This is a genomic window from Agrobacterium sp. NPDC089420 (genome assembly GCF_044900305.1).
Taxonomy (GTDB): Bacteria; Pseudomonadota; Alphaproteobacteria; order Rhizobiales; family Rhizobiaceae; genus Agrobacterium.
Map to the genome: position 1 here is coordinate 307,319 of NZ_JBJDMY010000006.1, position 21,668 is coordinate 328,986.

Genomic DNA, 21,668 nt, shown 5'->3' on the forward strand with positions numbered 1-21,668 from the left:
GTCAGGAAACAAGCGCAATTTTACGCGCATGTTTCAGCCCGAGCACCGCCGAGCCGATGAGCCCCGGCTCGATCCTGCAGATGGCCGGCACGACCAGCGGTCGGGTGAAGCGTCGGAGAATGCGCGCCCGCATCGCCTCGTCCAGAGCAGCGAGCAGTTCCCTTGAATTTGAAAGTCCGCCGCCGACCGGAACGATGGTCGCGCCGGTAACATTGATCACCATGGCCAGCGGAGAGGCGAGAATATCGACAAGAATATCGATCGTTCTCGCGGCCTGGCCATCGCCCGCCTGCCAGGCGGCGATGATGTCCTCGCTCGTCATCTCCTGCCGATGAAGATGCAGATGCAGCTTTTCCATGCCACGGGCGCTGCCGATGGCATCCACGCAACCGGTGAGACCACAACCGCATTCGAAGCGCGGCAGCGCCACCGGCGGGTTGCCGGCCAATGTCGCGGCCACCGGCCCGTGCCCCCATTCGCCGGCGAAACCGCCATCGCTGTTGATGAGCTTGCCGTCGATCACCAGTCCGCCACCGACACCTGTTCCCAGAATGACGCCGAAGACCACGCGATGACCCTGTCCCGAGCCGATTTCCGATTCGGCGATCACGAAACAATCCGCATCATTGGAGACGATGACGGGAAGGTTGAGGGCTTTTTCCAGCTCTTCCTTCAACATCCGGCCATGAATGCTCTGAATATTGGCGACCGTGGCCTTGCCGGTGTCGGGGTCGATCACGCCGGCAATGGACAGCGAGACGCAGCCCGGTGTGCCGCCGCTTTCGTCAATGACGGATTTCAGGCTGGCGGCAAAGTCCTCGAAGCTGGTTTGCGGCGTGGGTATGCGCGGCACGGGGCGAATATCGTCCGGTGCGTAGGCAATCGCGCCCTTGATGGTCGTTCCGCCGATATCGAAACAAACGATCATGATTCAGGCTCCGGAATGGGCGGTATCGTGGATTTTTTCTCCGCCGATCCATGTCGAATGCATTTGAAGGCCTGCCGTCAGCAGCACGAAATCCGCATCGGCGCCGGGCAGCAGTTTTCCCTTATCCGTCGCGCCAATCGCTTCGGCGGGATAGGCGGATGCCATTTTCAGGGCCTCTTCCAGCGGCACGCTCATCTTCTCATGCATGAAACGAATGCAGGAGAGCATGTCGATATCCGCTCCCGCCAGCGTGCCGTCGGCAAGCGTCAGGCGGCCGCCATTGCGATAGACGCGCCGGCCGTTCAGCTCGAAACCGTCATCTTCCGTGCCGATGGTGGACATGGCGTCGGTGACGAGGAAGATGCGGCCGGGGCCGTTCTTGGCGCGCAGGGCAATGCCGATCGCGGCCGGATCGACATGGAAACCGTCGGCGATCAGCCCGCAATTGAACTCGCCATTTGACAGGGCCGCCCCGACCAGCCCCGGCTCGCGGTGGCCGAGCGGGCTCATGGCGTTGAAGAGATGTGTCACCATGGAGACGCCGGCCCCGGCATAGGCTGTCACCAGATCGAAGCCCGTGTCGGTATGGCCAAGGCTAACGACGATACCGGCCTGCCGGAGCGCGGCGACCTGTTCCACGGTCACGCTTTCCGGGGCGATGGTCGTCAACACGAAAGGAAGTGCGGCCTTGCAGGCGGTCAGGACCTCGAGGTCGGTCGTTTCCATCGTCCGGATCAGCGCCGGATCGTGGGTGCCTTTGCGCGTGACGGAAAGATGCGGACCCTCGAAATGCAGGCCGAGGAAACCCGGCACCCGCGCCTTGCCGGCGGCGATGCCGGCTTCGGCGGCTCTGGAGGTGACATCCGGCCGGTCGGTGATGAGCGTGACCATTAGCGCCGTGGTGCCGAATTGCGCATGGGTGGTACAGATGCGGCGAATGCCTTGCACATCCGGCTGGTTGTTGAACATCACCCCGCCGCCGCCATTGACCTGAAGGTCGATGAAGCCGGGCGCGATCAGCAATCCGTTCGTATCGATAATCTCGGCTTCGGCGGGTACGGATGTGGGATCGGTGATGCCGTCAACATGACCACCACCGGTTACGAGCACCTTGCCATCGTGCCAGAGGGCGCCGTCGAAAATGCGGGCGCCGACAAATGCCTTGATGCCGCTCATTGGGTTTCCGTAACCTTCTTCAGCGCTGCGGGTGCATCCGGGTTGAAGCCCCTTGCGCGCGACAATTGCTCGATGAAGCCGTAAAACGGTGCAATCAGCAACAGGGCATCGGTCAAAGGATGGTTGGTTTCCACGAAGGGCAAAGGCTTGGCCGGACTGCCTTTGGCGGATGTGACAAAAACATTGGCACCCTTATGGGCAAGACCTGCGGCAATATCCGTCACTGAGGTTTCGGCGCGGTCGCGCGCGGCGAAGGCGATGACCGGAAATCTGGGTGCGACGAGGGAGACCGGGCCGTGCATGACTTCCGCCGACGAATAGGCTTCGGCATGTAGCTCACAGGTTTCCTTGCATTTCAGCGCGGCTTCCGCAGCAATGGCAAGGGCCGGGCCGCGGCCCAGCATGTACAGCGATTCTTCGCCTCTGACGGCCTCGCTAATATGGCTCCAGTCCAGCGCGATGGCTCTGGCGAAATTTTGCGGCAGGGCGCCGACGGCCTTGGCGAGCAGCGTGTCTTCCGTCCATTCGGCAAGGATCGCGAGGCCGGCGACGATGGAATTGACGAAGGACTTGGTGGCGGCAACCGCCTTTTCCGGCCCGGCCTGAATATCGATGGCCTGATTGGCCGCATCGCCAAGCGGAGAGGGCAAAGTGTTGACGAGAGAGAAGGTGAGCGCGCCGCCCTTGCGGGCGCTTTGCGCCAAAGCGACGATATCCGGGCTCTTGCCGGATTGGGAAACGGCAATGGCTGCCGCCCGTTCCAGCCGCAGTCTGGTCTGGTAGATCGATGCGAGCGAGGGGCCGAGCGAGGCCACCGGAAGCCCGGTCTGCAATTCGATCGCATATTTCAGGAAATGCGCGGCGTGATCTGAAGATCCGCGCGCGATGGTGACGATGACGGCCGGATCGCGGGCCTTCAGCTGGCTGCCGGCCTCCCGAAAATCATTTTTCGCATTGTCCAGCAGACGGGCGACGGCATCGGGAATCTCGTTGATTTCCTGGCGCATCAGGGTTGTCATCGTTTCATGTCCTTGGTCGGTGTGTTTCACTCGGAGGTCATCGTCAGTTCGGCGACGAGATCGTAGGCGTCGCTGCGGTAAAGGGCGCGCGATATTTCCATCAGGCGTCCGCTTTCCAGATAGGCCATGCGCTGGACGGACAGCGCCGCAGACCCCGGCGGGACACCGAGCAGCAGCGTTTCCTCATCCGTCAGGTTGCGGGCGGAGATGCGCTGAATGGCGCGGACGGGGCGGATGCCGTTTTTCGCAAGCTCGAGATAAAGCGAGTTTTCGACCAGATGCGGGTCGGGCAGGAGATCACCTGGCAGGCTCGTCACTTCGAGTGCAATCGGCTGCTCGTTGGCAAGGCGCAGACGGGTAAGCCGCGCCACCATGGCGGATTGGGAAAGGCCGAGCGCCATCATCTCGTCGCCGGTCGGGTAAAACAATCCCCGGTCCAGCCAGCGCGTGCTTGCCGTCATCCCGCGCCGGCGCATGTCTTCCGTAAACGAGGTAAGCTTGGTCAGCGGCTGCTGCATACGGGTGATGGGCTTGACGACGAAGGTGCCGGAACCGTGCCTGCGCACCAGGAGACCATCACGGACCAGGTCATCCACCGCCTTGCGCACGGTGACCCGGCTGACGCCGGCACTTTCGGCAATGTCGCGCTCGGGCGGCAGGGCGTCGCCATGCTTCAGGCGGCCGCCATTGATGGCGTCTTCAATCGTCTGACGCAATTTCAGGTAAAGCGGGCCGCCACCTCCCGATTGCAGGTCATCCAGATTAAGCGCTGCGCCGTTCATTCTTACCTCTGTCACAATAGATGTGGCCAAATCTGGCTATACCATAAGGGCCGCAATCAGCAATACCAAAATAGAACCATTAACGAATTTGTACGATTAATCGGTGTTTTATTCGACATTTTGCCGAATAATAAGGCCATGTGCTTGATATTTTCGCATTAACCAAAAAAAATTTCCGTCGGCGGTTATTGCTCTAGACGATTGGCATTTTTTTGGTATTGTTTTTGTATCGGTGATCGGCGGCGCGCTGTCGTGCATCCGCGTTACCACGGAAAAATCGGTTTCCTATCCGCGGCTTGGCGTGGGAAATCGAATTTAACTTGACCGTTGTGAAAATTAATTTCATCGTGACGGTAAATTATCGCAGATAACTTAACGGCCAGCACAGAAATGGTTGCTTCTGCGAAAATGAATTACGAATGAACAGGGAACAAAGTTCATGAAGGTGGGAATTATCGGACTCGGATTCCGTCTTGGTTATCTGGGCTACGTTTTTCATGAAATCGACAGGGATTTCGAGATCGTCGGTTATGTCGATCCCGCGCCGGCCGGTCTGCCGGGACTGCAGGAAAAGGGCATTTCGGTCGGCAAGGCTTATGATACGCCTGAGGCGTTGATCGCCGCAGAGACCTTCGATCTCCTGATGATCGGTTCTCCAAACCACATGCATCTGGAACATATCCGCATCGGGCTTGAGGCCGGCTGCACCATCTTCAGCGAAAAACCCATCGTCGTCAGCATAGAGGAAAGCCTGGAGCTCGCGCGGCTGCTAAACAAGCACGGCCATGAGCGGCTGCTGGTCGGCCTGGTGCTGCGTTATTCGCCGCTTTACCGCGACCTGCGCACCGCGCAGGCCGAAGGCAAGCTAGGCGACGTCGTTTCCATCGAGGCGTCCGAGCATATTCCGCCCTATCATGGCGCATTCTTCATGCGCGACTGGCGGCGTTACGAGCACTATTCCGGCTCCTTCATGCTGGAAAAATGCTGCCACGACCTCGATCTCTACAATGGCGTGGTCGGTGCAAGGCCGCGTTTCGTATCCAGTTTCGGCGGGCGCAAGAGCTTCACGCCGGCGAATGCCCCGCAGAATGACGGCATCAACGACATGGAGGTCTACCATCGCAAGCCGAGCGGCTGGATGGGGGCTGAAAAGGTCTTCGACAGCGACGGCGACATCATCGATTACCAGACGGCGATCGTCGAATATGAAAACGGCGCGTCGCTCGCCTTCCATACCAATCTCAACGTTCCCGACGATTTCCGCCGTTTCTGCGTGATCGGTGCCAAGGGTATGGCGGAGGGCGATTTCGTGCGCGGCTTCTTGAACGTGCACAATGCCCGCACCAATGAAAAGACCGTGGCCAAGACCTATTCGGCGGCCACTGCCCTTTCGCAGCACTATGGCGCCGACGAGCAGATGGCCGAGGACGTGATCGCCCATGTCGTCAAGGGCGCAGCCCTGCCGGTTTCCGCTCTCGATGCGATCGAGGCCGGCATTCTGGCGTTTGCCATGGATGAAGCGCGCCATGGTCGCAAGGTGGTCGATCTCAAACCGGTGTGGGAAGACTATGACCTGGCGCTCCACGGCGAGCCGAAATCCCCCGCCGTGAAATCGGCTTGAGGAGGGCTGCGCGATGGATGCAAAACGCAGCGCAGTCGTCTTTGCCTGGCTCCTTCTTCTGCCGGCGCTTTTATATATCACGCTGATCGTCGCCTATCCGCTCGTGGATACATTCATCCTGTCGTTCACCGACGCGTCGCTCAAAAAAGTGACGAATTGGGTCGGCTTCATCAATTACGAGAAGATTTTCAACGAGACTTTTGCCGGGGTCATCACGCGGACCTTTATCTGGACGTTCTTTTCCGTCTCGATAAAGATGATCATCGGCACATTTGGCGCCGTCCTGTTGAATTCGGCCGTGCCTGGCCGGGCGCTGTTTCGCATCCTGACCATGCCGCCATGGATCGTGCCGATGGCCATCGGCATCTTCATGTGGGGATGGATGTATAATGGCCAGTTCGGCATGATTTCCGGCGTGCTTCAAAATCTCGGGCTGGTGAACGGTCCGGTGGCGTTCCTTGCCTATGGCAACACGGCCTTCTGGGCGACTGTCGTTACCGATGTCTGGATCGGCGTGCCGATGGTGACGCTGTACCTTCTCGCCGCCATCCAGTCCATTCCGCAGGATCTTTATGAGGCGGCGTGGACGGACGGCGCAAGCCGCTTCTACCGCTTCCGCCGCATCACGTTGCCGCTGATGCTGCCGGCCATGATCACCATGTCGGTTCTGTCGCTGATTTCGACGTTCAACTCCTTCGACATCATCTGGATTCTCACGCGCGGCGGTCCAAACGGCGAAACGACGACGATGATCATTGACACATATAAGACGGCGATCGGCGCTTATAAATATGGCGAAGGCGCCGCCCGCGCGGTCCTGATCTGCATCTTCCTGTCGATCTTCACCTTCTTCTATTTCCGCATCACCAGCCGTTTCTCGCGGGAGGCCAGCCGATGACCGACAAACATGCGATGATCAACCGTTACAGGTGGTATGAAATTGTCGGGATCTATTGTGGTGTTGCCCTGTTCCTGACTTTTGTACTGGCGCCTTTCGTGGAAGGATTTCTGGTTTCGCTGAAACCGCTTAGTCTGCTGTTTTCCTCGCCTTACAAATTCTGGCCGGAAAATGGTTCCTTCGAGGCCTACCGGACGATGTGGGTGAGCGTCCCGGGGTTTGCGCTTTATATCTTCAATTCCTTCTTCATTGCGGGTTCCATCACCCTCATCGTGCTTGCGCTCGTGATCCCGGCGTCCTACGCCTTTGCCCGGTTCGACTTCAAGGGAGCGGGTTTGTTGCTGGGAATATTCCTGGCGGTGAAGATGTTCTCCGGGGCGGTGCTGCTGATACCGCTGTTTCGCCTGATGCGGTCCATCGGCGTGCTGAACAGCTATCTTGCGATGATCATTCCCGGCGTCGCATTCATCATCCCCACCGGCATCCTGCTTCTCGTGACCTATATGCGCCGTATACCGCGTGAGCTCGAGGAAGCGGCTTACGTGGACGGGGCGAGCCGGCTCTACACGCTTCGCAGGGTGGTCCTGCCGATCGCAACACCGGGTATCGCCGTTGTCGCGATCTCCTCCTTCATCGAGGCCTATGCGCAGCAATTCATCTATGCGCTGACGTTCAATTCCAAGACGGAATACATGCCGCTGCCGGTCGGGCTGTTCGCCTATTTCGGCCGGCAGGAAGTCGTCTGGAATGAACTTATGGCCGCAAGCTTCGTGGGCATCGCGCCGGCGATGATCGCGATCTTCCTGATGCAACGCTATCTCGTCGGCGGTCTGACCGCCGGCGCGGTGAAATAAGCAATAACCGGAACGACCATCTAAACGGGAGACTGACTATGGCACTGAAACATTACGGATTGGCGCTCTGCGCTTTCGCATTTGCCGGTTCCACTGCCCTTGGCACGGTAACGGCGCATGCCGCCGACAAGGAAATCAGCTGGATCTATTGCGGCGACAAGATGGATCCCATCCATGAAAAATACATCAAGGAATGGGAAGGCAAGAACGAAGGATGGAAGGTCGTTCCTGAAGTCGTCGGCTGGGAACAGTGCCAGGACAAGGCCACCACGCTTGCTGCCGCCGGAACGCCGGTCGCCATGGCCTATGTCGGCTCGCGCACGCTGAAGCAGTTCGCGCAGAACGATCTCATCGTTCCGGTGCCGATGACCGAAGACGAAAAAAAGAGCTATTATCCGAATATCGTCGACACGGTCACCTTTGAGGACACGCAATGGGGCGTGCCGGTCGCCTTCTCGACAAAGGCGCTCTACTGGAACAAGGACCTCTTCAAGCAGGCAGGTCTTGACCCTGAAACACCGCCGAAGACCTGGGCCGAAGAAATCGCTTTCGCCAAGCAGATCAAGGAAAAGACCGGCATCGCCGGCTACGGCCTGCCCGCCAAGACCTTCGACAATACCATGCACCAGTTCATGCATTGGGTTTACACCAATAATGGCAAGGTGATCGACGGCGACAAGATCACGGTCGACAGCCCGCAGGTTGTCGCAGCGTTGACGGCCTACAAGGACATCACCCCCTATTCCGTCGAAGGGCCTACAGCCTATGAGCAGAACGAAATCCGCGCCATTTTCCTTGATGGCAAGGTGGGTATGATCCAGGCCGGCTCGGGTGCCGCCACCCGCCTCAAGGATACCAAGATCAACTGGGGCATCGCCACCCTGCCGCTCGGCCCGGAGGCCAAGGGTCCCGGTACGCTGCTCATCACCGACAGCCTCGCGATCTTCAAGGGAACCGGCGTGGAAGAAAAGGCGACCGAGTTCGCCAAGTTCATCACTTCGCCCGGTCCGCAGGGCGAATATGAGCTGCAGGGCGGCGCCGGCCTCACCCCGCTGCGCCCGTCGGCCAAGGTTGATGAATTCGTCGCCAAGGACCCCTTCTGGAAGCCGCTGATCGACGGTATCGCCTATGGCGGTCCCGAGCCGCTCTTCACCGACTACAAGGGCTTCCAGGACACGATGATCGAGATGGTGCAGTCTGTCGTCACCGGCAAGGCAACACCGGAAGATGCCGCAAAGAAGGCATCCGCCGCGCTCGAGCAGTATAAATAATCCCTTGTGAGCCGGATGCGGGCGCAAGGCCGCCCGCATCCGGCATGTTTCCGCCGCGAGAATGATTTTCGCCTTTGTCGGCGTATCCTCTCGTGTTTTTCAACGGTTCCGATCCGGCGCGGTTTCCCCTCGCGTTTCGGAACGTCTCTGAACGCAGCCTGATGTCGGCTGGTGACGGGAGAGGCAAGTTTTGGGTCAGCTTTATCTCAATAACGTCCGCAAGAACTATGGACATTTCGAAGTCATCAAGGGCGTTCAGCTCGACATCAGGGATGGCGAGTTCGTCGTTTTTGTCGGCCCCTCGGGATGCGGAAAATCCACATTGCTGCGCATGATTGCCGGCCTTGAGGAGATTTCCGGCGGCGACGTCGTGATCAACGGCGTGAAGGTCAACGAATTGCCGCCCGTCAAACGCGGCATCGCCATGGTGTTCCAGTCCTATGCGCTTTATCCGCATATGACGGTTTTTGAAAACATCGCTTTTCCGCTTCGGGTCGAAAAGATGGAGGAGGAGAAGATCAAGCAGAAGGTCGAGGGTGTCGCGAAGATTCTCCAGCTTGACCAGCGCCTGCAGCAGCGTCCCGGCATGTTGTCCGGCGGCCAGCGCCAGCGCGTCGCTATCGGCCGCGCGATCGTTCGTGAACCGAAAATATTCCTGTTTGACGAGCCGCTTTCCAATCTGGATGCCGCACTTCGCGCCGACATGCGCATCGAGCTCACCAATCTTCATCGCACGCTGAAGGCAACCATGATCTATGTCACCCACGATCAGGTGGAGGCCATGACCATGGCTGACCGCATCGTGGTGCTGAATGCCGGCGAAATCGCCCAGGTCGGCGCGCCGCTGGAGCTTTATCACAAGCCGGAGAACCTGTTCGTGGCCGGGTTTATCGGCAACCCGAAAATGAATTTCCTGAAGGTCACCTGCAAATCCGTCGGCGCCGAAGGTGTGACGGTGGAGTATGAGGGTCAGACGATAACGGTGCCGGTGCAGCCACGGGCCGGTCTTGAGGGCAGCAAGTTGACGCTTGGCATTCGCCCGGAACATACCGGCCTCGAAACGGCCGACCTCAATGTCAAGGTCGCGCCCAGCGTGATCGAGCGGCTCGGGGTGAACACGATTGCCTATGGCGTGGCCCCGACGGGCGAAAACTATTGCGCGCTGCTTTCCGGCTCGGCCCCCGTCATCGTGGACGAACCCATCGTCACCGGCATCAAGGCATCGGACTGCCACCTGTTCGACGAAAGCGGCATTGCGTTGGAACGTCGTGTCGACCTTTCGGTCCTCAAGCTGATCCAATAAGAGGCAGGAACCGGGCCATGAAATCCGTTTTCCCATGCCCGGCCGCGAAAGTCCGAAAACCTTTCGTCCGCCGTGCTCGGGCCTGCCCCGAGCATCCGCAACCGAATGATTTTACGGAACGCCGGCAGAGCCTCGGGTCACGCCCGAGGATGGCGCCGCGGAGGAGAAACGGCTCGTCACCATTCTCCATCGGCCTTGGCGAGCGGCATAAAACCGCGTCGCACCGGCCGTTTCCGTCACGGCATGGGATTTGGCATATAGCCGGTGAAACCGCTGATCTTCCAGCGGCCCTGGTGCAGCCGGCAATAATAGAGCGTTTGCCATTTCATGACGTCGAAGCCGCCGTCGGCCTTGCGAAGCCCGCCATCGAATTTCTTGCGCACCAGCGCAGTCTCGCCTTCCACTTCGATCTCCTCCAGCGTGGTGGTGGTAAAGATCGCATTGCGCGGGTCTTCGGCGAATTGCTGGGTCTGAAAATCCTTCGCCTGTTTCAGCCATTCGTCGCGATAGGCAGTGAGCGAGGGAAAAGACAGGCGCCAATTGTCCGGGTTCGCGTCCCGGTTGGCGTTGATGCCGAGAAAGCCGTCCTCGACGAAATCGCCCGCAACCTTCGACCAGTCCGCGGCAAGGAAGGCATCGATGTCCCGTGTCACCAACATCTCCCAGATGGAATGGCGGGCGATGTCTGTTTCGGGAAAGGGGTTTTTGAAGGGATCGCGCATGAGCTGGGTCCGATGTTGAAATTATTTTCAGGATTTGGAAATTTATCTGGCAAATATTGTTGGCATATGCTCATCTCCCAATCAACAGAGAAAATTATTTTCATATCGATGAAGCCTCCTGTTGCGTCGAAAGAGAGGGATGTGGCTGAACCCTGGATATGTGTGGTTGACGGGCGTCCCGGATTAGGGTGCATCGGAAACGGGGCCAAGCCTTAAGTTTTGGCGGAACGGAGACCGGTGAGCATGGATATTTTCGCAAGAATACAGGAAGACAGGGGGCAGTTCTCGCAATCGGAGCGGCGGATCGCCGATATTCTGGTTTCGGACTTTGAATTTGCGGTCAACGCATCGATCATCGAGCTGGCGGCGCGCGCCGAGGTTTCTCCGCCGACGGTCACGCGCTTCTGTCGCCGCCTCGGTTGCCAGAGCTTCTCGGATTTCAAGGTCAGCCTCGCCAAGACCGCTTATGTGGGCATTCGTTACCTCACCTCGGAACCCGCCAGCACCGGCCCGTCGGATGTTGCAGAAGAGGTGCTTGCCAAGGCTCAGGAAGCGCTTTTCCTGCTGCATAGGACGCTTGACCCCGCGCTTGCCGAAAAGGCGGCGGTCAAGATCGCCAATGGCGGCATGATTTATGCCTTTGGCGCGGGTGGCAATTCCTCGATGATCGCCTCGGAAATCCAGAACCGGTTGTTTCGCCTGGGCCTGCGTGTCACCGCTAGCGCCGATCACAGCATGCAGCTGATGATGACGGCCGCAGCCCGCAAGGAAGATGTGATCATCGGCTCGTCCTTTTCCGGCCGTAACATGGAGCTGGTGAAGTGTTTCAGGCTGGCAAGGGACATGGGCGTCGCCACCATCGCGCTCACCCAGAGCGATACGCCGCTTGCCGCGGCGGCCGATATGGTGGTGGCGGTCAATGTGCCCGAAGGAAACAATATCTTCCGCCCGACCTCTTCGCGTTACGCCTATCTGGCGGCGGTGGACATTCTGGCGACGCTTGCTGCCTATCATCATCGGCAGAGATCGATGGTGACGTTGCGTCACATCAAGCAGCAGCTCGTGGAACATCGCGATTCGGATGACAAGCAATTGCTCGGCGACTGAGGGCGGAACGATGACAAACACAGGCTGCTTTGCCTGAGACCCCGTCCTGTGGCGGGCGGAGAGCTTCAAGGGAGTTTAGGAGATGAAGGACAGGAAAGACCAGCTCGCCATCGTTACCGGGGCGGCAGGGGATATTGGCCGGGCGATTGCGGCGGCGCTCTCTGAAAGCCACGCAAGGGTGGTGTTGGTCGATATCGATGCCGACGCCCTGTCCCATGCGCTTTCTCAGCTTTCCGGTCCCGGCTTCGTCGCGAAGACCTGCGATGTCACCGATCCGCAGGACCTTGCGCGGCTGGCCGTCGAGGTCGCCGAACTGGGGGATGTCGCCACCCTTGTCAATAATGCCGGCGCGGCAAGGGCCGTCAGCCTGCACGACACGACCGCCGAGATCTGGCGCAGGGACAACGCCCTCAATCTGGAAGCGCCGTTTCTCTGCTTCAAGGCTTTCGAGGAGGCGCTGAAGCGGACACAGGGGTCGGTGGTCAATATCACCTCCGTCAACGGCATGGCGGTGTTCGGTCATCCGGCCTATAGCGCGGCGAAGGCCGGGTTGATCCATCTGACGAAGCTTATCGCCGTCGAATACGGCAAATACGGCATCCGTTCCAACGCCGTTGCGCCGGGCACCGTGCGCACGCAGGCATGGGAGGCGCGGGCTGCCGCCAATCCTCAGGTCTTTGAGGAGGCAAAGCACTGGTATCCGCTGCAGCGGATCGTGCGGCCCGAGGATGTGGCCAGCGCCGTCGCCTTTCTGGCCGGGCCGCAGGCGGCGGCCATCAGCGGTGTGTGCCTGCCGGTCGACTGCGGGCTGACGGCGGGGCAGGCGCCGCTGGCCCGGACTTTTTCGCAATCCGAACATTACTGATCAAAGCGTTGCACGGGTTCAATGCGCAATAAAGGGGAGCATCATGGCGCTCGCACAATATCGTCTTGAAAATTCATGGCATCCGCTTGCCGAGTCCGCATCCGGCGGCTTCACCTTCACCCTCGTCAATCTTTCCAGCGCGCCGCTCGCGGATTTTCGTATCGTCTATACGTCGCTGACGCGGACGGTGGACAAGCCGGTGTGCGGCAATGCCGTTTATCTCCGCCGCAATGCCAATTTCCACGAATTTGCGCCACCGCCCGGTTTCGTGCTCGAGCCGGGAAAATCCTGGCGTTTCACCGTCGACGGCCTGCTGCGGCCGGCGCGGCATCGCACGGACGGCGCAAAATCCGCCTATGTCAGCCTTGCCGATGGCACGCATCGCGCCGTCGATGTTGGCGATCTGATGCTGGACGGGCGACACAGCGAACCGGCGCCGGTATTGCTTCCGGAAGGAAAGCTCGACCTGCCTTTCGCGATCCAGCCCTGGCCTGCCGAAATCGATGCCGAACCGGGTTCGGGCTTTCCCGTCGCGCTTTTCCCGACGGAGGACGCAAGTACGGAAGAAGTTCTGGCGGTTGAAACCGTGCTTTCGCTGTTCCGCAGGCTTTTTGCCGTCGGTCACGTGCCTTTCAGCCTTGCGCCGGTTCACGAGGGAAAACCGCTGCATTTCAAACAGCATAGCGGTCTGGAGGCGGAAGGTTATCGCCTCGTCTTTTCCCAGGACGCGGTCGTCGTGGAATATTCGGCCGCTGCCGGTCTGCAATATGGCCTCACGGTTCTGGCGCAATTGCTGCATGGCGCGCGCATCGATCCCAAATTCCGTTTCCCGGCGTCCGGCAGCATCAGCGATGCGCCGCGTTACAGCTGGCGCGGTTGCCATCTCGATGTCTCGCGGCAATTCTATCCGACCGGCGACGTGCTGCGGCTCATCGATATTCTCGCCTGGCTGCGCATGAACCGGTTCCATTGGCATCTGACGGATGACGAGGCGTGGCGTCTGGAAATCAAGGCCTATCCGCTGCTGACCACCGTCGGCGCGACACGTGGCCCGGACGCACCGCTCCTGCCGCAGCTCGGCAATGGTGCGGAGCCGGTTTCGGGTTATTATACGCAGGATGATGTGCGCTTTGTCGTGGCGCATGCGGCGGCATTGAATGTCGAAATCGTGCCGGAGGTCGATATTCCCGGCCACAGCACGGCGGCTCTCGTCGCCTATCCGGAATTCACGGACGGACAGGAAGCGCCGGACAGCTATCGTTCGGTGCAGGGATATCCGAACAATGCGCTCAATCCGGCCATAGAACCGACCTATGAGTTCCTCGGCAAGATATTCGACGAAATGGTGGAGCTGTTCCCGTCGCGGCTGATCCATATCGGCGGTGACGAGGTTGCGGATGGGTCCTGGCTTGCCTCGCCGCTGGCCAAGGCGCTGATGGAAAAGGAGGGGCTGGATGGCACCTTCGGCATCCAGTCCTATTTCATGAAGCGCATTCAGGCCATGCTGCACGAGCGCGGCCGCCAGCTTGCCGGCTGGGACGAGGTTTCACACGGCGGCGGCGTCGATCCGGCGGGAACATTGCTGATGGCCTGGCAGAAGCCGGACGTCGGGCTTGAGCTTGCAAAGCAGGGTTATGACGTGGTGATGACGCCGGGGCAGGCCTATTATCTCGACATGGTGCAGGACGAAGCCTGGCAGGAGCCCGGCGCAAGCTGGGCCGGCACGGTACCGCCTTCGCATACCTATGCTTATGAGGCCGTCGGTGAATTTCCCGAAGAATTGAAGGAGCGGATGAAGGGCGTTCAGGCCTGCATCTGGTCCGAACACTTCCTCAACCGCGCTTATTTCAACCATCTGGTTTTCCCAAGGCTGCCAGCCATCGCCGAGGCGGCATGGACACCGAAGGCGCAGAAGGACTGGCTGCGGTTTTCCGCCATCGTTCCCTTGAGCCCGGTGTATTGAGGGGAAGGTGAGATGCGTATTGCCGTTGGTGGAATCCATACCGAATGCAGCACCTATTCGCCGGTATTGATGGGGCAGGAGGATTTTCGCGTCTTTCGTGGCGCGGAACTTCTGGGGGCCGAATATTTCAGTTTCCTTGGCGAAGGCGGAGCGGAGGTCTTGCCGCTTCTGCACGCCCGCGCCGTGCCGGGCGGCCCGGTGTCACGCGGGGCCTATGACGCATTCAAGTACGAGTTCCTCGAACGCCTGAAGGCCTCGTTGCCGCTGGATGGGCTTTATCTCGCCATGCATGGTGCGATGAATGTCGAAGGCATGGATGATGCGGAAGGCGACTGGATTTCCAGTGCCCGCGCCGTGGTCGGGCCGGATGTCGTGGTTTCTGCGAGCTACGACCTGCACGGCAATGTCAGCCAGACCATCATCGATCAGCTGGACATATTTGCCGGCTACCGAACCGCGCCGCATATCGATGTGCGCGAGACGATGGTGCGGGCTTGGACGATGCTGCTGAGGGCTTTAAAGACGGGAGAACGGCCGGGCGTGGCATGGGCGAAGATCCCCGTTCTGCTGCCGGGTGAAAAGACATCCACGGAAGACGAGCCCGCCAAAAGCCTTTATGCCGTTCTGCCGGATTACGATGTCCGCCCCGGCATATGGGATGCAAATTTCATGATCGGTTACGTCTGGGCCGACGAGCCAAGGGCGACGGCCTGCGCGGTGGTGACGGGATCGGACCGAGAGGCCGTACAGGCGGCTGCGGCCGAAATCGCGCAATCCTACTGGGATGCCCGGGGGGATTTTCGCTTCGGTCCCGTGACCGAGCCGCTCGAGGCCATTCTGGCTATTGCCGAAAGGACGGCCACCCGACCGATCATTCTCGCCGACTCGGGTGATAATCCGACCGGTGGCGGGGTGGGAGACCGTGCCAATGTTCTGGCCGCGCTGATTGCGCGCAACTGGCAGGGCGCTCTCTTGGGCGGCATTACCGACAGGCCTGCAGTCGAAACCTGCTTCGCGGCGGGCGAAGGTGTGCGTCTTTCCCTGAAGATTGGCGGCAGTCTCGATCCGCAAAGTCCCTCTGTCACCGTCGAGGCCATGGTCCTGACATTGGACGATCCCGGCGCTGCCGATCAGCGGCAGGCGGTGATCGCCATTGATGGCATCACCGTCATTCTGGCGGCGCGGCGCAGGCCCTATCACATGATTTCGGATTTCACCCGCCTCGGTTTCGATCCGAAGGAGGTCAGGCTGCTGGTCGTCAAATCCGGTTATCTTTCGCCGGAGCTTGCGCCGATCGCCAACCCCAATCTGATGGCGCTGACGGAAGGTGTTATCAATCAGGATATCGAAAACCTTCCCAATTATCGTCGGGACGGCGATTTTTACCCATGGAAGCCACATTTCGACTATAGCCCGAAACCCATCCTTTCGGCCCGCTGGCAATGACGGCGGTCCGGTAGTCTTTACCCAGCGATCCTGCCTTGCCGGATCATCTCAGGCGAATACCCATGCCGTCGGCTCTTTCCATCGTCATCAACAATCCGTCGATCCGCATCGGGGCGCTCGCCATCCTGTTTTTCGGGTTTTCGAATGCGGCGACTGCGCCCTATCAGGCGGTCATCGGCATTCGCGAAATCGGGCTGAGCAACAGCGTCTATTCGCTGCTGATGCTGTTTGCCGCCGTCATCAATGTCAGCGCCAGCGTGCTGATGGGCATCGTCGCCGACAGGCTGGGCGAATATCGCAAGCCCATGCTGTGCATCGCGCTCTTCGGCGTCAGCGGTTATCTGCTGGTTTATCTGGTCGGCAACGCCACCGCCTTCGTCAGCGCCAAGCTCATTCTCCTGCCAATTTTCGGGGCGATGAACTCGCTGATCTTCGCGCATGTGCGTGCCGATGCGCGCAATCTTTCGACGGGCGACATGATCGCCGTGAATTCGATCATGCGCGCCACCATCTCGCTGTCCTGGGTGCTGGTGCCGGGTCTTGTCGGTATTTTTCTCGTGAATTCCGGCAATATGCTGATCGCGTTTCTGTTCTCGGGTATCTGTGCGCTCATCTGTTTCCTGCTCGTGGCCCTCTGCCTGCCGCGGGCGGCCACGCCGGCGGCGGTGAATAACGAAGCGCGCTTCGGCCTGCTGGCTTCGCTTGCGGAAATCGGATCGCGACGGGTGCTTTTGCGGATCATTGCCATCGCCCTGATCTGCTCCATGCTGCATCTGAATGATTCCATCCGTTCGCTTATCATTACCGGGCAGGCAAAGGGCACCGTCGCGGATATCGGCATCGTCGCGGGTATCGTTGCCGCGCTGGAAATCGTCTTCATTCTTCTGTGGGGCTGGATCGAAAAGAGGGTGCCGCAGACATTGACGCTCGCGGCAGGGGCAGTCCTTTATGCCATCTATCTCATTCTTCAGGGGCTTGCCACGGCGCCCTGGCATATCTATGCGCAGACGGTCATCAGCGCGCTGGGTGCGGCGGCCATCATCAGCATTCCCATCACTTATCTGCAGGAACTGATTGCAGACCGGCCGGGGCTCGGAAGCTCGCTGATCGCCGTCAATATCTTCCTCGGCGCCGGTCTTGGTGCGTTGATTTTTGCCGTCGGAACGCTGGTCTCCAACTATTCGGGAACGTCCATATTGGGAGCGGCGGTGGGTCTTGGCGGTGTTTACATGCTGTACGCCCTTGATGGGACGGGCCGCCGCAGATAGAGCGTCGGCCGAAAAGTGCGAGATGGTTTTCGGATAAGCCGGCGCGTGAGCGCAGCACGTTCAAATGAAAGAGGTTAGGATGATTCTCGAAATTTGCGTGGACGATGTGGCCGGTCTGGAAGCGGCGGTCAGCGGCGGGGCCGATCGGATCGAGCTTTGCGCGGCGCTGTCCGGCGGCGGTGTGACGCCGTCGGCGGGTTTCATGCAACGGGCTATGTCCTGCGGATTGCCGGTGAGCGTGATGATCAGACCGCGCGCCGGCGATTTCGTATTCACGCGCGACGAGGCGGATGTGATGAAACGCGATATCGACACGGCACGCATGTCAGGCCTCTCCGGCGTGGTGCTCGGAGCATCACGCGCCGACGGCTCGCTCGATATTTTCCTGCTCGAAGAATTGCGACGTCAGGCAGAGGGGCTGGATGTGACACTGCACCGGGCTTTCGATGTCGTGCCGGACATGGAGGAGGCGCTTGAGGCCGCCATTTCGCTCGGTTTTCCAAGAATTCTGACCTCTGGCGGCGCGCGTTCCGCGCTTGAGGGCGTCGAGACGCTTGCCCGCCTCTCGGAGATTGCCGCTGGCCGGATCGTCATCATGCCGGGCGCCGGCATCCGCCCGCAAAGCGTTCAGACATTGCTTGACCGTTTTGCCTTCACGGAAATCCATGCGTCCTGCTCCGCCGTCCCGCTTTATGATCCGGGAAGCCGGGTGGCAAAACTCGGCTTCACCGGCGCGGGGCGCAAGGCCACGGACGAGGTGGCGGTGCGCGCGTTAAAGGCGATTCTTACCGCTCATCATAAAGGCGGCGCAGCGCTCTAGCCGTGCCTGCCGCGCCATCGAGATCGAGATGGATCTTGTCCGGCCCCGGTAACGCCAAGGCTGCCTTGATGGCTTCGGCCATGGATTGGGCAGAGATATCTTTCTCCTCCAATACCTGCGCCAGCCCCAGCCGCGCCAGCCGTTCGGCACGGGCGCTCTGTTCCGTTTCTCCACCGGCCGCGAAAGGGATGAGCAGCGAGCGGCATTTCGCCTGAAGAATGTCGCAGACGGTGTTGTAACCGGCCTGTGATACCGATAGCCGCGCTCCGGCAAGCAGGCTCGCGAAGTCCTTGCGGAAGCGGAAGACGGAGACATTTTCCGGCGCCTTCGCCGATATTGCATCGAAATCCGCCTGCGGCATGTTGGGGCCGGTGACAAGGCACCAGTTCCGGATGTCAGCCAGAAGCGGTGCGGCCGCAAGCGCGGCCCGGATCAGCGCGGCCCCGACGGCCCCGCCGCCTGCGGAAACCACGATATCGAATTTTTCCACCGGCTCCGGTGGGGGCGGCGCTGCGACCAGGCCCGTATAGACAATGCGCTGGCTGATTTCTCCGGCAAGGGGGAAGGTTTCTTCCAGCCGGGCAAACGCCGGATCGCCATGCACCAGCACCGCATCGAAATGTTTCTTGACCAGCGCCACGGTTTCTTCGTCGCGGCCCGGCTTGGTTTTTTCCTGGAGGATGTCGCGCAGCGACGTCATGACCAGCGGGCGGGGTTCGCTCTCCTCGATCTCGTCTAGAAGCGGCAGCAATTCGAAACGCACCTGCCTGCGACCGAAGGGGAAAGCCTCGATAATGACGATATCGGGTTTTGCACCGTGATAGGCGCCCATCAGCATATCGGTCCTGAGCTTCCTGAAGCTGTCGTCCACCGGCTTGCCGGCACTGTCCACAAGGCCGGAAAAACTGCCGTCGCTGACCGCGATCGGCGGCAATTCGACATGGCGGATGCCCTCGCCCGGAAAGCCCGGAACCGGGGTGCCGCCCGTGACCAGAACGACATCGAAACCATCCGCCTGCAGGGCATTGGCAATGCGGCTGGCGCGGGCGATGTGGCCGATGCCGAGAAGATGCTGGACATAAAAAAAGACGCAGGGGCGTTTTTCGATCTCGGTCATGGTGCCTTTTCCCACTCGGTCTCGAACAGGGCCTTCAACTCGGCGATGCTGGTGCGATGGTCGAAAGCCGTTCGCACACGGTTTTCGGCGGCGGCGCCGAGACGCTGGCGCAATTGCGGATCGGTGATGGCACTGCGCAGCGCCTCCGCAAAGGCGTCGGGATTTTCCGGTTCCGTCAGCAATCCGTTTTCGCCCGAAACAAAGAACTCGGGAATGCCGGAAATATTGGTGGAAATGCAGGTCAGCGCCTGGCTGGCCGCTTCGACCAGCACATTGGGAAGGCCGTCGCGGTCGCCATCGCTGGTGATGCGGCAGGCCAGCGCAAAAAGGTCCGCCTCCCGGTAATTCTCCAGAACCTGCTTCTGGTCCATGGCTCCGGTCCAGACGATCCGGTCGGCGATGTGAAGGTCATCGGCAAGTTTCTTCAGCGCGGTCAGTTCGTCGCCGCCGCCGATATGGGTGAAGCGCCAATGGATATGCTGCGGAAGAGACACAAGCGCCCGCAGCAGAATATCGATGCCCTTTTTTTTGACCGCCCGGCCGACGCTCAAAATCCGGACGGGATCATCTTTGTCCGATCCGTCCCGCCCCGGACGCGGCACGTCGTAATGTGGAAAACGGGTGAGATCGAGCCCATGATAGCTCAGATGCACATTCCGCTTTTCCCCGGACAGGGTTTGCAGGTGCTGAAATCCGCCGGCGGTGCAGGTCACGGCCCAGCGGGCGCTTTGCAGCTTGGCGGCAAGGTCGCGGTCGTTCGAGGTCCAGATATCCTTGGCGTGGGCGGAAATCGTCCAGGGCGTGCCGGTGATGAGATGGGTGTAGGCGGCGACCGAGGCCGGCGTGTGAATGAAATGGACATGCAGCCATTCGGCGTCCGCCGGCCATTCATGCGCCAGCACGGCGGCCTGCCCGAAACGGCGGAAGCGATTGCGGCTGAGATCATGCGGCAGGTCGCTGAAAAACTGACGAAGCGCCCTGTTGAAACCCGGTTTTTTACGGCAGGCCCATAACGCCTTCAGAACGCGCAGGGGTTCCTCGTGCAGATATTCCGGCAGGTATGTGACGGGCGCGCGGATTTCATCATGGACGGGGTGGCGCTTCTTATCCGTCGGCCGACGCATGGACATGAGCTCGAGTTTCAGCCCGGCCTTTTCAAGCCCCAGTAATTCCTGGGCGATGAAAGTCTCTGACAGGCGCGGATAGCCCTTGAGGAGCACCACGATTTTTTTTGTGTCGGTCACGTTGCGCGCGTCTCTTTTGAAGCGGTGTTGGTCGGGGAACCGGTCACGCGGTCAGCGTGATCGGCGCCTTTTCGCCCTCGGGCGGCAGCCATTCGGCAATCCGCCGCGATATGTTTTCCAGACCGTCGAGCTTCAGATCCCGGGAATTGACGGAGGGCGGGGCGCGGTTCGGCAGTGCTTTCAGAGCCGCCGCCATCTTGGCGGGATTTTCGGCATCTTCTGGCAGAAGCATGTCGAAAAGACCAAGCTCCGATGCGCGGCTGGCCCGGATAAGCTGTTCTTCCCGCGGCACCGTGCGCGGCACGACGAGGGCGGGCTTGTCGAAGGACAGGATTTCGCAGACGGTATTATAGCCGCCCATGGAGACAACGGCCTGCGCGCCGGCGACGAGATCTTCCATGCGGTTGTCGAATTCGATGATCTCCAAATGCGGAATATCGGCGACGCTGCTCATGAAGCGCTGGCGCTGATCGGCCGGCATATAGGGACCGAGCACCACAAGCGCCTTGTGTGTCAGTTCCCTGTCATGGCGGTAGGCGTTGATGACGTCGTCGATCAATTCGCTGCCATCGCCGCCGCCGCCGGTGGTGACGAGAAGATAGTCGCCTTCCGGCCGGTGCGACACGGTTTCTGCCTGTGTTTTGGATCGCTGCAGGAAGCCGACGAAATCCATCTTGTCGCGCACGGTCTGGGGAACATCGAGGCCGGTCAGCGGGTCGTGGAAATCCGGCGGGCCATAGACCCAGACATGGTCATAGAACTGGCCGATCTTTGTCATGACATTATTGCGCTTCCACTCCGCCTCGAGCAGTTGCGGCGCATCCATGACGTCGCGCAGGCCGATGACGAGCTTGGTCCCCTGTCCCTTGAGATAGGCAAGCGTTTCCTCCACCTCGCCGCGCAGGCCCATCGGCTCCTTGTCGACGATGAAGATATCCGGCTTAAAGCTTTCGGCGGTATGATAGATGATGGAGCGGCGCATCTTCAGCGTTTCCTGAAGATCGATATGCCTGTCCATGGAGGTATATTCGCCGTTGCGCAGCTTGATGACGCTCGGGATTTTCACGAAATCGACGCGAGCGCGATAATCGAAGGCGCCGGCAATGGTGGCGCCGGAGATGATGAGGACGTTGAGGCCGCGGTAATCCTCCACCAGCGCATGCGCAATCGTGCGACAGCGCCGCAAATGGCCGAGGCCGAAGGAATCGTGGCTGTACATGAGAATGCGCGCATCGTTCAAACGGGAGCTCATCGGCCACACCTC

19 protein-coding genes are annotated in these 21,668 nt (G+C 60.1%); 11 read left to right on the top strand and 8 right to left on the bottom strand.

What is annotated here, in order from left to right; genetic code table 11:
- Nucleotide 1: 1 nt before the first annotated feature.
- The 4 genes from ACI2KA_RS12345 to ACI2KA_RS12360 are packed head-to-tail and all read right to left on the bottom strand — an operon-like array spanning nucleotide 2 to nucleotide 3,905.
- Complete coding sequence (locus ACI2KA_RS12345; RefSeq protein ID WP_404502357.1) at nucleotides 2–928, bottom strand: ROK family protein; 927 nt, start codon at nucleotides 926–928, stop codon at nucleotides 2–4.
- 3 nt (nucleotides 929–931) lie between these two features.
- Entirely contained in the window at nucleotides 932–2,104 is a 1,173-nt protein-coding gene (gene nagA / locus ACI2KA_RS12350; protein WP_404502359.1) for an N-acetylglucosamine-6-phosphate deacetylase, read from the bottom strand.
- On the bottom strand, nucleotides 2,101–3,123 hold the full coding sequence (locus ACI2KA_RS12355) for an SIS domain-containing protein (protein ID WP_404502361.1): 1,023 nt from the start codon (nucleotides 3,121–3,123) through the stop codon (nucleotides 2,101–2,103). The genes nagA and ACI2KA_RS12355 overlap by 4 nt, the downstream gene beginning before the upstream one ends.
- Before the next feature lie 26 nt (nucleotides 3,124–3,149).
- Nucleotides 3,150–3,905: a GntR family transcriptional regulator gene (locus ACI2KA_RS12360; RefSeq protein WP_404502363.1), complete on the bottom strand. Its 756-nt coding sequence runs from the start codon at nucleotides 3,903–3,905 to the stop codon at nucleotides 3,150–3,152.
- A gap of 439 nt (nucleotides 3,906–4,344) precedes the next feature.
- Between ACI2KA_RS12360 and ACI2KA_RS12365 the strand changes: the two genes are divergently transcribed.
- The 5 genes from ACI2KA_RS12365 (at nucleotide 4,345) to ACI2KA_RS12385 (ending at nucleotide 9,852) form a co-directional block, all read left to right on the top strand.
- Complete coding sequence (locus tag ACI2KA_RS12365; RefSeq protein WP_404502365.1) at nucleotides 4,345–5,526, top strand: Gfo/Idh/MocA family protein; 1,182 nt, start codon at nucleotides 4,345–4,347, stop codon at nucleotides 5,524–5,526.
- Between the two features lie 13 nt (nucleotides 5,527–5,539).
- A complete protein-coding gene (locus tag ACI2KA_RS12370; RefSeq protein WP_404502367.1) occupies nucleotides 5,540–6,424 on the top strand; it encodes a carbohydrate ABC transporter permease in 885 nt (294 codons plus the stop codon).
- Nucleotides 6,421–7,278, top strand: a complete 858-nt coding sequence (locus ACI2KA_RS12375) for a carbohydrate ABC transporter permease (protein WP_404502369.1) — start codon at nucleotides 6,421–6,423, stop codon at nucleotides 7,276–7,278. Before ACI2KA_RS12370 ends, ACI2KA_RS12375 begins: the two co-directional genes overlap by 4 nt.
- A 38-nt stretch (nucleotides 7,279–7,316) precedes the next feature.
- Nucleotides 7,317–8,549 carry an ABC transporter substrate-binding protein gene (locus tag ACI2KA_RS12380; RefSeq protein WP_404502371.1) on the top strand — a complete coding sequence of 411 codons (1,233 nt, stop codon included), beginning with the start codon at nucleotides 7,317–7,319 and terminating at the stop codon, nucleotides 8,547–8,549.
- A 190-nt stretch (nucleotides 8,550–8,739) separates the two neighbouring features.
- Entirely contained in the window at nucleotides 8,740–9,852 is a 1,113-nt protein-coding gene (locus tag ACI2KA_RS12385; RefSeq protein WP_404502373.1) for an ABC transporter ATP-binding protein, read from the top strand.
- 236 nt (nucleotides 9,853–10,088) lie between these two features.
- Here ACI2KA_RS12385 and ACI2KA_RS12390 read toward each other — a convergent pair whose 3' ends face one another.
- Entirely contained in the window at nucleotides 10,089–10,574 is a 486-nt protein-coding gene (locus ACI2KA_RS12390; RefSeq protein ID WP_404502375.1) for a hypothetical protein, read from the bottom strand.
- Nucleotides 10,575–10,817: 243 nt separating this feature from the next.
- Between ACI2KA_RS12390 and ACI2KA_RS12395 the strand changes: the two genes are divergently transcribed.
- The 6 genes from ACI2KA_RS12395 to ACI2KA_RS12420 all read left to right on the top strand — a co-directional run bounded on the left by ACI2KA_RS12395 (nucleotide 10,818) and on the right by ACI2KA_RS12420 (nucleotide 18,043).
- A complete protein-coding gene (locus tag ACI2KA_RS12395) occupies nucleotides 10,818–11,681 on the top strand; it encodes a MurR/RpiR family transcriptional regulator (protein WP_404502377.1) in 864 nt (287 codons plus the stop codon).
- Nucleotides 11,682–11,763: 82 nt separating this feature from the next.
- A complete protein-coding gene (locus ACI2KA_RS12400) occupies nucleotides 11,764–12,546 on the top strand; it encodes an SDR family oxidoreductase (protein ID WP_404502379.1) in 783 nt (260 codons plus the stop codon).
- Between the two features lie 43 nt (nucleotides 12,547–12,589).
- A complete protein-coding gene (locus ACI2KA_RS12405; RefSeq protein WP_404502381.1) occupies nucleotides 12,590–14,509 on the top strand; it encodes a beta-N-acetylhexosaminidase in 1,920 nt (639 codons plus the stop codon).
- A 12-nt stretch (nucleotides 14,510–14,521) separates the two neighbouring features.
- Nucleotides 14,522–15,955, top strand: coding sequence for a M81 family metallopeptidase (locus tag ACI2KA_RS12410; protein ID WP_404502383.1), 1,434 nt, complete (start codon nucleotides 14,522–14,524; stop codon nucleotides 15,953–15,955).
- A gap of 62 nt (nucleotides 15,956–16,017) precedes the next feature.
- Nucleotides 16,018–17,223: an MFS transporter gene (locus tag ACI2KA_RS12415; protein ID WP_404502385.1), complete on the top strand. Its 1,206-nt coding sequence runs from the start codon at nucleotides 16,018–16,020 to the stop codon at nucleotides 17,221–17,223.
- Between the two features lie 79 nt (nucleotides 17,224–17,302).
- The gene (locus ACI2KA_RS12420) at nucleotides 17,303–18,043 is read left to right on the top strand and encodes a copper homeostasis protein CutC (protein WP_404502387.1); all 741 of its coding nucleotides are present in this window, start codon (nucleotides 17,303–17,305) and stop codon (nucleotides 18,041–18,043) included.
- Here the strand turns inward: ACI2KA_RS12420 and ACI2KA_RS12425 are convergent.
- From ACI2KA_RS12425 to ACI2KA_RS12435, 3 genes are read right to left on the bottom strand one after another with little or no spacing between them, the layout of a single operon-like run.
- Nucleotides 18,009–19,160, bottom strand: coding sequence for a glycosyltransferase family protein (locus ACI2KA_RS12425; protein ID WP_404502389.1), 1,152 nt, complete (start codon nucleotides 19,158–19,160; stop codon nucleotides 18,009–18,011). The genes ACI2KA_RS12420 and ACI2KA_RS12425 overlap by 35 nt on opposite strands.
- On the bottom strand, nucleotides 19,157–20,404 hold the full coding sequence (locus ACI2KA_RS12430; RefSeq protein WP_404502391.1) for a glycosyltransferase: 1,248 nt from the start codon (nucleotides 20,402–20,404) through the stop codon (nucleotides 19,157–19,159). The genes ACI2KA_RS12425 and ACI2KA_RS12430 overlap by 4 nt, the downstream gene beginning before the upstream one ends.
- 43 nt (nucleotides 20,405–20,447) lie before the next feature.
- Nucleotides 20,448–21,656 carry a glycosyltransferase family protein gene (locus ACI2KA_RS12435; protein ID WP_404502393.1) on the bottom strand — a complete coding sequence of 403 codons (1,209 nt, stop codon included), beginning with the start codon at nucleotides 21,654–21,656 and terminating at the stop codon, nucleotides 20,448–20,450.
- Nucleotides 21,657–21,668: the final 12 nt, after the last annotated feature.

Bases quoted from the DNA above. Each gene is read 5' to 3' on its own strand.
- ACI2KA_RS12355 (WP_404502361.1), bottom strand. From the start codon at position 3,123: ATGACAACCCTGATGCGCCAGGAAATCAACGAGATTCCCGATGCCGTC.
- ACI2KA_RS12365 (WP_404502365.1), top strand. From the start codon at position 4,345: ATGAAGGTGGGAATTATCGGACTCGGATTCCGTCTTGGTTATCTGGGC.
- nagA (WP_404502359.1), bottom strand. From the start codon at position 2,104: ATGAGCGGCATCAAGGCATTTGTCGGCGCCCGCATTTTCGACGGCGCC.
- ACI2KA_RS12425 (WP_404502389.1), bottom strand. From the start codon at position 19,160: ATGACCGAGATCGAAAAACGCCCCTGCGTCTTTTTTTATGTCCAGCAT.
- ACI2KA_RS12390 (WP_404502375.1), bottom strand. From the start codon at position 10,574: ATGCGCGATCCCTTCAAAAACCCCTTTCCCGAAACAGACATCGCCCGC.
- ACI2KA_RS12415 (WP_404502385.1), top strand. From the start codon at position 16,018: ATGCCGTCGGCTCTTTCCATCGTCATCAACAATCCGTCGATCCGCATC.
- ACI2KA_RS12360 (WP_404502363.1), bottom strand. From the start codon at position 3,905: ATGAACGGCGCAGCGCTTAATCTGGATGACCTGCAATCGGGAGGTGGC.
- ACI2KA_RS12395 (WP_404502377.1), top strand. From the start codon at position 10,818: ATGGATATTTTCGCAAGAATACAGGAAGACAGGGGGCAGTTCTCGCAA.
- ACI2KA_RS12420 (WP_404502387.1), top strand. From the start codon at position 17,303: ATGATTCTCGAAATTTGCGTGGACGATGTGGCCGGTCTGGAAGCGGCG.
- ACI2KA_RS12410 (WP_404502383.1), top strand. From the start codon at position 14,522: ATGCGTATTGCCGTTGGTGGAATCCATACCGAATGCAGCACCTATTCG.
- ACI2KA_RS12345 (WP_404502357.1), bottom strand. From the start codon at position 928: ATGATCGTTTGTTTCGATATCGGCGGAACGACCATCAAGGGCGCGATT.
- ACI2KA_RS12400 (WP_404502379.1), top strand. From the start codon at position 11,764: ATGAAGGACAGGAAAGACCAGCTCGCCATCGTTACCGGGGCGGCAGGG.
- ACI2KA_RS12435 (WP_404502393.1), bottom strand. From the start codon at position 21,656: ATGAGCTCCCGTTTGAACGATGCGCGCATTCTCATGTACAGCCACGAT.
- ACI2KA_RS12375 (WP_404502369.1), top strand. From the start codon at position 6,421: ATGACCGACAAACATGCGATGATCAACCGTTACAGGTGGTATGAAATT.
- ACI2KA_RS12370 (WP_404502367.1), top strand. From the start codon at position 5,540: ATGGATGCAAAACGCAGCGCAGTCGTCTTTGCCTGGCTCCTTCTTCTG.
- ACI2KA_RS12380 (WP_404502371.1), top strand. From the start codon at position 7,317: ATGGCACTGAAACATTACGGATTGGCGCTCTGCGCTTTCGCATTTGCC.
- ACI2KA_RS12405 (WP_404502381.1), top strand. From the start codon at position 12,590: ATGGCGCTCGCACAATATCGTCTTGAAAATTCATGGCATCCGCTTGCC.